The sequence below is a fragment of the Brevinematales bacterium genome (genome assembly GCA_026415355.1).
In the GTDB taxonomy this organism is placed as follows: Bacteria; Spirochaetota; Brevinematia; order DTOW01; family DTOW01; genus SKYB106.
The window spans coordinates 1-11,563 of the sequence record JAOAHF010000013.1; the positions used below are offsets into that span (position 1 = coordinate 1).

The 11,563-nt window shown below is 32.7% G+C and carries 10 protein-coding genes; 8 read left to right on the forward strand and 2 right to left on the reverse strand.

The genetic code is table 11. The annotated features are described in order from the left end of the window. Positions 1 to 183: 183 nt before the first annotated feature. Entirely contained in the window at positions 184 to 1,131 is a 948-nt protein-coding gene (locus tag N2712_05905) for a glycosyltransferase family 2 protein (GenBank protein MCX8029511.1), read from the reverse strand. A 209-nt stretch (positions 1,132 to 1,340) separates the two neighbouring features. On the opposite strand from N2712_05905, the gene N2712_05910 reads away from it, so the two are divergent. The 4 genes from N2712_05910 (at position 1,341) to N2712_05925 (ending at position 4,523) form a co-directional block, all read left to right on the forward strand. Further along, on the forward strand, positions 1,341 to 2,309 hold the full coding sequence (locus tag N2712_05910) for a PhoH family protein (GenBank protein ID MCX8029512.1): 969 nt from the start codon (positions 1,341 to 1,343) through the stop codon (positions 2,307 to 2,309). A gap of 1 nt (position 2,310) precedes the next feature. Then, complete coding sequence (cmk, locus tag N2712_05915) at positions 2,311 to 2,961, forward strand: (d)CMP kinase (GenBank protein ID MCX8029513.1); 651 nt, start codon at positions 2,311 to 2,313, stop codon at positions 2,959 to 2,961. Between the two features lie 356 nt (positions 2,962 to 3,317). Then, a complete protein-coding gene (locus N2712_05920) occupies positions 3,318 to 3,914 on the forward strand; it encodes a cob(I)yrinic acid a,c-diamide adenosyltransferase (protein ID MCX8029514.1) in 597 nt (198 codons plus the stop codon). 36 nt (positions 3,915 to 3,950) lie between these two features. Beyond that, positions 3,951 to 4,523 (forward strand): DUF429 domain-containing protein, encoded by a 573-nt coding sequence (locus N2712_05925; protein ID MCX8029515.1) that lies wholly within the window; start codon positions 3,951 to 3,953, stop codon positions 4,521 to 4,523. Between the two features lie 25 nt (positions 4,524 to 4,548). Here the strand turns inward: N2712_05925 and argJ are convergent, their stop codons facing one another. Then, on the reverse strand, positions 4,549 to 5,745 hold the full coding sequence (gene argJ, locus N2712_05930; GenBank protein MCX8029516.1) for a bifunctional glutamate N-acetyltransferase/amino-acid acetyltransferase ArgJ: 1,197 nt from the start codon (positions 5,743 to 5,745) through the stop codon (positions 4,549 to 4,551). 102 nt (positions 5,746 to 5,847) lie between these two features. Between argJ and rplI the strand changes: the two genes are divergently transcribed. From rplI to ruvA, 4 genes are all read left to right on the forward strand, one after another. Then, positions 5,848 to 6,297, forward strand: coding sequence for a 50S ribosomal protein L9 (gene rplI, locus N2712_05935; protein ID MCX8029517.1), 450 nt, complete (start codon positions 5,848 to 5,850; stop codon positions 6,295 to 6,297). Next, positions 6,297 to 7,790, forward strand: coding sequence for a phosphoenolpyruvate carboxylase (gene ppcA / locus N2712_05940; GenBank protein ID MCX8029518.1), 1,494 nt, complete (start codon positions 6,297 to 6,299; stop codon positions 7,788 to 7,790). Before rplI ends, ppcA begins: the two co-directional genes overlap by 1 nt. 251 nt (positions 7,791 to 8,041) lie before the next feature. Next, positions 8,042 to 10,858: a preprotein translocase subunit SecA gene (gene secA / locus N2712_05945; protein MCX8029519.1), complete on the forward strand. Its 2,817-nt coding sequence runs from the start codon at positions 8,042 to 8,044 to the stop codon at positions 10,856 to 10,858. Between the two features lie 84 nt (positions 10,859 to 10,942). After that, on the forward strand, positions 10,943 to 11,527 hold the full coding sequence (ruvA, locus tag N2712_05950; protein MCX8029520.1) for a Holliday junction branch migration protein RuvA: 585 nt from the start codon (positions 10,943 to 10,945) through the stop codon (positions 11,525 to 11,527). Positions 11,528 to 11,563: the final 36 nt, after the last annotated feature.

The following is an 11,563-nucleotide window of genomic DNA, read 5'->3' on the forward strand; positions in this document are numbered from 1 at the left end:
AACCCAAATGGGAGAAGAACTCGCTAAATTCAAAGTCAGTGAAATAAAATTCTCAAAAGGTATAACCTTGGTAGAGTAGTGAAATTGCTTCGTGAAGTATTATCCTTAAGTATTAAGGTATAATTTGATAGAAAATTTGATCTTCTTTATTTAAGTTTACTTAGATGAAATAAGATAGATTTTTTAGAATCCAATTTTTTGTTTCTTGCTTATTATTTCATCTACTATGTATTCGGGTCTACCTTTTATTTCGTCAAAGATGTTTGCTATATATTTACCTATTACTCCTAGGGTTAAGAGTTGAACACCACCTAAAAATATTATTGTTATCATAGTTGAAGCCCAGCCGGAAATTGTTTGGGATGGATTGATTAATTTTGAAAGTATTACGTATGTGCCTAAGAAGAGTCCTAGGATTGTTGTGATAAATCCCAAAGATGTTACCATTTTGAGAGGTTTGTCTGAGAAATAGAATATTCCAGTTAATGCGAATTTTATCATTTTTTTCAAAGGATATTTTGTTACACCTGCGAATCTTGGATTTCTGTCGTAATAGATAGGTACTTGTTTAAATCCCATCCAGCTTATCAGTCCTCTTATATATTTATCTCTTTCTTTGAGTTTTCTGAATTCTTCTATGACTTTTTTATCTATTAGCCTAAAGTCTCCTGTATCAAGAGGGAATTTTATATCTGACATTGTATTCAGCAAACGGTAGAAGAGTTTAGCTGTAAATTTCTTAAAAAATCCTTCACCTTTTCTTTCTTTTCTTACTCCATAAACTACATTTGCTTCTTGCTCTTTGTGTATTTTTATCATTTCAGGTATTAGTTGTGGAGGATCTTGTAAATCTGCATCGATTATTACTGCGACATCGCCTGATGAGTGTTTTATTCCAGCAGATACTGCAGGTTGGTGACCAAAATTTCTGGAGAATGATATAACAACAACTTTATCATCTTTGTCTGATATTGATCTTAAGATGTCTAAGGTTTTGTCTTTACTACCATCATTAACAAAGATTATTTCATAGTCGTACTTGTTGTCAATCATTACTTTTTTAATCTCTTCGTATGTTTTTTCTATTACTTCTTCTTCGTTATAACAGGGAACTATAACTGATACTTTCATAGTTGAATATTATTTAAATACCAAAATTTTTATTACAACTAAACCGAAAATCAGATTGTGAATTATCATACTTGTTATGCAAGAACGAGGTTGTAACAGTAATATTATTCAAACTCATGTTATTATAGATTGACTAGATTTAAAGATAAAGTTTTCTTGAATTTCAAGGAGAAAATTTTTATACTTTTTAAAAGCGACAAGAATAAAATATGAAGGCAAGTATTTCGTTTCCTAAGGGTATAGATCCTATTGTTTTGTCAGGTGTTAATGATGTTAACATTAAGATTATAGAAAGTAACTTCAAAGTCAAAGTATATTTAACTGACAATTCTTTCGTAGTTATTGGTGATGAAGAAAGTGTGAAAACAGTTAGGAAAGTTATAAACTCTATGATTGATATTGTTAGTAACGATAAGATTGTTTCCGACGATGATATGAATATAATAATAAGGCAATACAAGCATCAAGATCCATCAAAAGAAATAGACCTTGATAATTTGATGCTAAAAGGTATTATAGTCTCAAGAAAGCAAAGGGTTATAAGACCTAAGACTCAAGGCCAATCTGAGTACATAAGAGCAATAGAGCAAAACGATATAGTGTTTGGTATAGGTCCTGCTGGTACGGGTAAGACTTATTTGGCTACTGCTATGGCACTTAATTACTTGTATAGAAATCTAGTTTCAAGAATAATTTTGACAAGACCTGCGGTAGAAGCAGGTGAAAATTTAGGGTTTTTACCGGGTAATCTTGAAGAAAAAGTTAATCCTTACTTGAGACCTTTATATGATTCTCTATTTGATATGTTAGGCCCAGAAGAGTATTTTACACTTATGGAAAAGAATGTAGTTGAGATAGCACCGCTTGCATTTATGCGCGGTAGGACATTAAACAATTCGTTCATTATCCTTGATGAAGCACAAAATACTACTAAAGAACAAATGAAAATGTTTCTAACTAGATTGGGTTTCGGCTCAAAGATGGTTATAACGGGTGATATAACTCAGAGTGACTTACCAAAGAATAAACAATCTGGTTTGGTACATGCTAAGAAACTGTTTGATAAAGTAGAAGGTATAAAAATAGTATATCTTTCAAAAGAAGATGTAATAAGACATGATTTAGTTAAAATGATAATAGAGCTTTACGAAAATGATGAAGATGAGAATGAGAAATAGTATGCAGGATGTAATAACAATAGATGGTCCTGTGGGGGTTGGTAAAAGTACTGTTGCTAAAGCTTTAGCAAGAAAGTTGGGGTATACATACTTGGATACCGGAGCTATGTATAGAGCGTTTTCATTGAAATTATTAAGAAATGGTATTTCTACTGATGATATAGAAGGAATTCTACAGCTTATAAACTCAACTTTTATAGATTTTGATGGAGAAAAAGTGTTTTTAGATGGGGAAGATGTTTCTTCCTTGATAAGAAGTAAGGAAGTTGAAAAAATAGTTTCAAAAGTTGCATCAATTTCTCAAGTTAGGAAATTTATAGTCAGTCTTCAAAGAAATATGTCAAAAAAAGGTAAAGTGGTAATGGAAGGTAGAGATTGTGGAACAGTTGTAGCTCCAGATGCCAGATACAAATTTTACCTTGATGCATCTTTGGAAGAAAGAGCAAGTAGGAGGCTTAGAGATGAAAAGTATTCTAATAGAAATGTATCAATTGAAGATGTAAAGAGAGAAATAGAGTTAAGAGATAGAATTGATAGTACTAGAGAAGATTCACCTCTTAGAGTTCCTGATGGAGCGATTGTAATAAATACAGATAATATGTCTATTGAAGAAGTTGTTGCTGAGTTGGTAAAATACATAGATAAGTTTTAAATATCCACTAAATTTTTTGAATGTAGAATTTTATCAATCTTAAAGCCTTTTAAACGTAAGTAAGTTTGTTGTTAAATCTTAAGGTTTTACTATGCAAAATTGATATTTTGTTGAAGTTAATTTTCGAATCAAATATGGAGTTTTTTTGTGGTTTGAGCTTTGGATCTTGATTTAATCTTGCCTTTTATTTTGTTAATGGGCGTAGATTTTCGAATGAAGAATTGTAGCATTTTTTGAAAAAACTTAAGTCAAACATAGATGGTAAACACAGAGTTTAGTGAGTGTTATTTTTTGTTGGTATTATAATTGGCAATGATTTTGACATTTATGGGAATCCATCCATAGAATAAGAAACTATGGAAAAAAAGTTGAAGATATACACAAAAATTGGTGATAGTGGAGAAACATATACTCTTGGTGGAGTTAAGTTAGGCAAGGATCACATAAAAATAGATGTGTATGGTGATATTGATGAACTTACTTCTTGGATAGGTGTTATATTGTCGCATATTGATGTTATACAGCGTAATGATGAGAGAGTAAGAATATCGGAATTTCTGAGACTATTACAAAATAGATTGTTTGATACTGGAACGCTTGTGATGGGTGGTAATATTGAAGAACTTGACATTTGGACTGCCGAGCTTGAAAAAGAGATAGACTATATTGAAGACAAATTAAAACCTATAAAAAGTTTTATACTACCAGGTGGGTCAAAAGTTGCTTCTTTTGTTCATATAGCAAGGTGTGTTTGCAGAAGAGTAGAGAGAAAAGTTGTCTCTCTTTCAAAGAGCTACGAAATAGACAAAAATGCTATTAAGTACTTAAATAGACTGTCAGATTACTTTTTTGTTTTAGCAAGGTACCTGAATTACTTGTTAGGTGTTGAGGATATAAAGAGGGAAGAATCAATATACATAAAAAAGAAAATGAAAATAAAGCCAAAGCACTAGTATGTTTAAGAAAATTCCATAGATTTTGGTTAGATTATGGAAGATTTGTATTTTGGAAACGTAGTAGGAATTGATTTAGCGGGTAGTCCGAATAGAAGAACGGGTGTTGCTTATTTTGATAGTATTTTAAGAGTTTATGTTGTTTATTCTGATGAAGAGATATTGAATGTAACAAGAGATTTCGAGTTTGTTTTCGTAGATTCTCCGCTTTCCATACCTGCTGGTAGAGATAATCTGAATGAGAACAATGGTATTCATTTTAGGGAGTGTGATAGAAAATTGAGAGACTTAGGAATAAAGTTTTTCCCTGTTACTCTTGGTCCTATGAGGATACTTACGGAGAGGGGTATTGGTATAAAGAATAAACTTGAGAGTATGGGTAAAATGGTTTTTGAGACATTTCCTGGTGCAGTTTACGATAGATTTGGTGTTGGGAGAAAGAATAAAGTTGAGATAATTAAGTTTTATCAAAGGATTGGTTTTGATGTAGATGATAGTTGCTCACAAGATGAACTTGATGCAGTTGCTTGTCTTTTGGTTGGTATTTACTATCTTCAGGGTAAAGCGAAAATCTTGGAAGGGGTAGATGGATCAATAGTTATAATATGACTGAAGAACTAGACTTTCGGATTGGTTAGGTGTATTCTGCATTTATTTTTACATATTCGTAGGTTAGATCCGTTGTATATAGGGTAAACTCTTCTTTACCGCTGTTTAGGTTAACGGAAATGGTTATGTTTTTGCTTTTTAGGATGTCGTTATTTGGGTATCCTATGTAATTCCCTTTGTCGAATATTAGTTTGCCATTTACCGAGACTGAGAGTTTGTCAGGTACTATTTTAGTTTTTGCTGAGCCTATTGATGCTATTATTCTACCCCAATTAGGATTCTCACCGAAAAACATTGTCTTAACTAAAAGTGAATTTCCTATTTTTCTTGCTATTTCTTCGGCAGCAGATTTTTTTGATGCATTTAGTACTTCTATTTTTATTACCTTTGTTATTCCTTCGCCATCTTCTACTATCATTAGAGCGATACTATTCATGACCTCTTTTAGATATTCCAGGAAAATTTTGTATTTTTCGTCTTTTTGGGTTATTGAAAACTCAGAGAGACCACTGGCTAGTATAAAAACAGTGTCGTTTGTGCTCATATCTCCATCGACGGATATTCTGTTGAAAGTTTCTTCGGTTGTTGTTTCAAGTGCTTCTTGAAGTAATTCCTTTGATATTTTTACATCAGTGGTTATGAAACATAGCATAGTAGCCATGGAAGGGTTAATCATTCCACTCCCTTTACCTATTGCTCCTATTTTGAAGGTTTCCAATCCTGATATATGTTGTATTGCTATTTCTTTTACTCTTGTGTCTGTTGTCATAATGCCTTCTCCTGCCGATGTTGAAGAACTTTCTTGTTTTATTTTATCACAAGCTTTGTTTATACCGTATTCAACTATATCCATAGGTAAGGTTTTACCTATGATTCCAGTTGATGCTACTAATATCGAATTTTCTTTGAATCCCATTCTCATTTCCACGATTTCTGCCATTCTTTTGGCGTCTTGTAATCCTTTTTCACCAGTTAAGCAATTTGCGTTTCCGCTATTTGCTACGATTCCTCTTATTCCTGTGGGATTCTTCTTTAGGATTTCCATACTCAGAATTACGGGTGCTGCTTTGAATGTGTTTGTTGTAAATACTCCACCAGCAGTGCATTCAACGTCAGATAGAATTAATGATATATCTTTTTTACCAGATAACTTTATTCCACCTGCTATTCCAATTGCTCTGAAACCCTTTGGGGCTATTACTCCCCCTGATATTCTTTTCATAGACCACCTCCTATCTAAACAAGTATAAAATTACTTTTTGAAGTTATCAAATTGAAAATACCGACAGATAACTTCTAAAATTTTCAAAGTCTCGGAGGTAATATGAAGATTATTCTTGTTAAGGATGTTAAAGGTGTTGGTAAATTAGGAGAGATAAAGGAAGTAGCAGATGGGTATGCTAGAAATTATCTCATAAGAAATGGTTTTGCTCTTGAAGCTACGGATGGAAATGTAAACTTTGTAAAATCTCAGATTAAGTCCCTCGAGAAAAAAAACCAGAGGAAACTTGATACGGCAAAGGAGATCAAGGAAGCTTTAGAGAATATTAGAGTTAACATAAAAGCCAAAGCTGGAGAAAACGGTAGATTATTTGGTTCCATAACCTCTGAAGACATTGTTTCTGCTCTTAAGGAACAACATAACATTGAACTCGATAAGAAATTAATAGAGATTGAAGAACCTATAAAACTTATAGGTGATTATGTTGTAGATGTTAAATTAGGTATGAATATTATTGCTAAACTTAGAGTTTCTGTGGTAGAGGAGAAATGATGGAAAGGAAAATACCGCGTACAATGTCAACTCAACATCCTGATAATGCAAATATACCTTTTTTTTCAAACAATTCAGTTTTATATGGTGATGATGAAATAAAAGAAGCATACTATGCTTTTTCGTATTTAGGCGTAGATGAAGTAATGTGGGATGTTGAAGGTAAAGAAACGGATGAGTTTGTTATAAGGAAACTTCTTTCAGATTACTCAGATTTCTTCAAACAAAACGTTATAGGTAGAGATGTTTTCATAACCCTTAGAGTTCCAAACCCTAATTATGAAAAAGCAGAAGGGAAGTTATTAATAGAAACTCTTGAGAGTATACCTAGGTCTTACGATACGGCGCAAGTGTTCTATAAGCAACCTGAGTTTGTGCCTATATTTGAGGTTATAGTTCCAATGGCAGATATTGAAACGGTAAATAGAGTTTATTACTATTACAAGAACATAGTGGTAGGAAAAGAGGATAAACAATTTTGTGATACTTCTCCTGAACTTAGACTCAAGGATTGGATTGGTGAATTCTTGCCTAAGAGAATAAATGTTATACCTCTATTTGAGGATATAAATGAAATACTATTTTGTGATGTAACCGTTAAGAAATTCATTCAGGATAAAATTGATGATATAGAGTATCAGAGAGTTTTTATAGCTAGATCTGATCCTGCGATGAATGATTCTTCGTTGAGTGTTGTTATTGCTATAAAGCTTGCCCTAGAAAAACTGTATGAATTGCAACAAAGTATCAGAGTACCAATTTATCCTATACTTGGTTGTGGTACGGCACCTTTTAGAGGTAATTTTTCTCCTAAGACTTATAGATTCGTTATGGATAATTATCCTAGTGTTGCTACATTTACAATACAATCTGCTTTTAAGTATGACTACCCTATAAAGGATGTTCAAAGAGCTATCGAAAACATAAACCTAACTCCAACTAAATCTCCTGATTATTTGAGTAGTAAGGATAGACTTCTTAGTATAATGAAGAAAGTTTCAGAATCATATAAACGACAGTTAATTGAAGTAGCACCTATAGTTAATAATCTTGCTGTGTTTGTACCTAGAAGAAGAGCTAGAAAAATGCATGTTGGTTTATTTGGATATTCGAGACAGATTGATGAAGGTATAACTTTACCTAGAGTAATATCGTTTTGCGCTGTACTGTATTCCTTAGGACTTCCACCTGATATACTCGGATTGAGTGCTTTGACACAAGATGATATGAAGTACGTTGAAATGGTGTTTCCGAGGTTTAAAGAAAAAATGGCAGAAGTTTTGTCAATGTGGAATGAAGATGTTTTAGATATTCTACCTGCTTCTATAAGGTCTGAGATTAACGAAACTGTGAAAAGATTTTTCTCAAACAAGAATAAAGACCATGTTGAATTCTCAAGGGATTTGGTAAAGAGGATAAAAGAAAACAAGTTTGATACTAAGATAACAGATTTAATAGTTGCTTCAGCTAAGGTGAGAAGTTTCTTAGGTTAGAAGTTTTTCGTTTATTAATACTGTGGTAAGTTTTGAAGTTTTTGCATATTAACTTGTAGATTTGACTGTTTCATTTTTAGTGATAATATTGTTTTTGTTTAAGTTGTGGATTGATTTTTTTTCTATGTATTTTTAATATAGTTTTAGTTTATTTGAGATTTGCGGGGAGTTGAGTTTATCTCAAAATTGAGATTTAATTTGATTGTTTGTGTGTTGATAAAGTATATTTTTTGATTGAGGTTTTTGGTATCATGAATATACTTGCAAAAATTTTTGGCTCGAAGCACGAGAGAGATATTAAGAAGATAAAACCTATTGTTGAAGAAGTTTCTAAACTTGAGAAAGAATATGATCAGCTGTCAAATAAAGAGCTAATTAAAATAGCATCCAACTTGAGGGATAAGGTTAAGAAGCAAGGGAAGGTTGAAAACGAAGATTTTATAGTAGGAGCAGCACTTGTTAGGGAATCTGCTAAACGTACTCTTGGAATGAGGCATTTTGGTGTACAGGTAATAGGTGGAACGGTTTTGTTTCAAGGTAAAATAGCTGAGATGAAAACGGGAGAAGGTAAAACATTAGTTGCGACTATACCTTTGTTTGTTGAGTCTTTGACGGGTAATAATGTTCAGTTGGTTACAGTTAATGATTATCTTGCTAGAAGAGATGCTGAGTGGATGGGGCCTATATATCTATTTTTAGGTGCTACTGTTGGAGTTATAAATCCAAACGATAAAAGTTATGTTATTAATTGGTTGGATTCGGAAAAGGTTAGATATGCCATTGAAAATGATTTAAGGGCTTGGCCTAAAGGGTATTTTACAGATGATATAATACAAGAAGATAAATTAAACAAAGAGGCATTAGATTACTATAAAGTCAAATTAGTTGATGCTACCAAAAAAGAGGCTTATAGATGTGATATAACTTATGGTACTAACAATGAGTTTGGTTTTGATTATTTGAGAGATAATATGGTTTACAGACTTGAGGATAAAGTCCAGAGAGGGCATTATTATGCCATAGTTGATGAGGTAGATTCTATTCTTATAGATGAAGCCAGAACGCCGCTTATTATTTCTGGTCCTTCTTTTGAAAACACTGAAATATACCTAAAAGCAGATAACGTTGCTAGAAAACTTAGACCTGCTAAAGTTGATGAGAAAAACAAACCTATCCCTGATACGGGAGACTTTGTAATTGAAGAGAAGGAGAAAAACGCCTACTTAACCGAAGAAGGAATGAAAAAAGTTGAAGAGATATTGGGTATGCCCGGACTTTTTAGTGCTGTTGATACCAAAAGTTTGATGTTGATACATGCTATAAATCAAGCAATAAGAGCTCATTATCTTTTTAAACGAGATGTTGATTACTCTGTTGTTTCAGGTGAAATTGTGATAATAGATGAATTTACAGGGCGATATATGTACGGTAGAAGGTGGAGTGACGGATTACACCAGGCTATTGAGGCTAAAGAAAAAGTGCCTATAAAACAAGAGTTTAGAACTCTAGCAACAATTACATTCCAAAACTATTTCAGAATGTACAAGAAACTTGCTGGTATGACAGGAACTGCAGAAACTGAAGCTGAAGAGTTTTGGAAGATATATAACCTTGATGTCGTTGTTATTCCTACTCACAAACCAATGATAAGAGTAGATGCTAATGATAAAATATTTGCTACTGAGAAAGAAAAGTTTGAGGCAGTTGTTAAAGAAATAAAAGAATTGCATAGAAAAGGAGTACCTGTATTGGTTGGAACTATATCTGTTGAGAAATCTGAAATTCTTTCAAAAATGTTACATAAAGAAAGAATACCTCACAATGTTTTAAATGCTAAAAATCATGAAAAAGAAGCAAAGATAATTGCTGAAGCTGGCAAGAAATTTGCGGTTACAGTAGCAACTAATATGGCTGGTAGAGGAGTTGATATAAAATTAGGTGAAGGAGTTAGAGAACTAGGAGGATTACATGTTATTGGTACTGAAAGACATGAATCTAGAAGAATTGATAATCAGTTACGAGGTAGATCAGGAAGACAAGGTGATCCTGGTTTCTCAAGATTTTATGTATCTTTTGAAGATGAGCTTTTGAGGCTTTTTGGAACAGATAGATTGAAAAGACTTATGAGTATGATGAAGTGGGAGTACGGCCAGGAACTTGAACATCCATGGTTGACTTCTGCTATTGAAAACGCTCAGAAACGTGTTGAGAGATTTAATTTTGAAATAAGAAGATATCTCTTGGAATATGACAATGTCTTGAATGAACAGAGAAATCTAATCTATTCATTAAGAGATAAAATACTCTCCCTTAGTGATATTGAAAAAGTTGCAAAGAAAATGATATCGGACTTCTTCTTTGACAAAGAAGAGGAAGCTAAAGCAAGTGGTTTGTATTTTGGAATTGGAGATATGGTGTATATTATCCAAAATGTGTTTTTATTTGATGTTTCCGAGGAGGAGATAAATAAGGAGATAGGTAATTTGGTTAAGAATGAAGAAAAATACGATAGACTTGCTGAGATTTTGTATAATGCTATAAGTTTAAGATCAGGAGAGGGATTGCCTACGCAAGTTTTTCTTGAAGGTGTAAAGTTTATACTACTTAACATAATAGATTCAAAATGGTTAGATCATTTAAATAAAATAGAAGAGCTAAGAGAAGGTATATCTTTAAGGTCATATGGAGAAAGAAATCCTCTTGTTGAATTCAAATTAGATGCGTATGAGGTTTTTCACAATACGATGAAAGAGATAAGATCTGAATTTTGCAGATTACTGTCTAGGATGAGGATATCATCTAGGACTAGTGATGAGATGGGATTGATACAGCTTGATAAAATTAACCTTAAACACGAAGAAGTAGGACAGTTTGAGGCTAAAAGTCCATTTGCTTCTGCTTTGGGAATGGATAGACAATCCGAGAGTATAAAGTCAATTAAAAGACCTGGTCCAAATGATTTATGCTGGTGTGGAAGTGGTAAGAAATACAAAAAATGCCACATGGATGAAGATGTACGCAAAGATTTGGAAGCCTCAGGGATGATTTACATAAATAGACAAAAGTGAGATTAATGGAAGTATGTTTCTGTAATTGAGTTTGAAAATGAGAAATATAGATGTGTAATTATTAGAATTCTGAACAAAGAATCTATGATTGATTATATAAGGGGTGTTGTTGTTGAAATAGATGAAAGTAGAATAATACTTGAAGTTAATGGTATTGGTTATTCTATTTTTTTTCCTTTCAGAGAATTGTCTAGTATTCAAAAGAACGAAGAGTATAGAGTGTATGTTTATAAACATATTTGCGAAAATGGAGAAGAGTTGTATGGTTTTCTTGACAGAGATAGTAGGAAAGTTTTCTTAGCGCTTATGGATGTTAATAGTGTGGGACCTAGGCTTGCTTTTAGGATAATATCGAGTTTGTCTCCTCAAGATATTGTTAGGGCGGTTATTAGTGGTGGTGTTGATAGTTTAACTTCAATTAAAGGAGTAAGTGAAAAAACCGCAGAGAGAATTATAAGTGAACTTAAAAACGCTATTCATAAGTTAGGTATAAAGGTTGAAGGTGAAGAATCAAACTTTGATGATCTTGTGAAAGCATTAAGGAGTTTAGGATACAATCAGAATGAAATTCTGACGGCAATAAACAAAGCAAAACAAATCAACCCTAAATTGCTGTCACTTGATATTTCTTTGGCTTTGCAAATATGCCTACAAGTAATGCGAAAGTAAATTCTCTTTGTTATTCAGGTAATTTGAAATAGGATT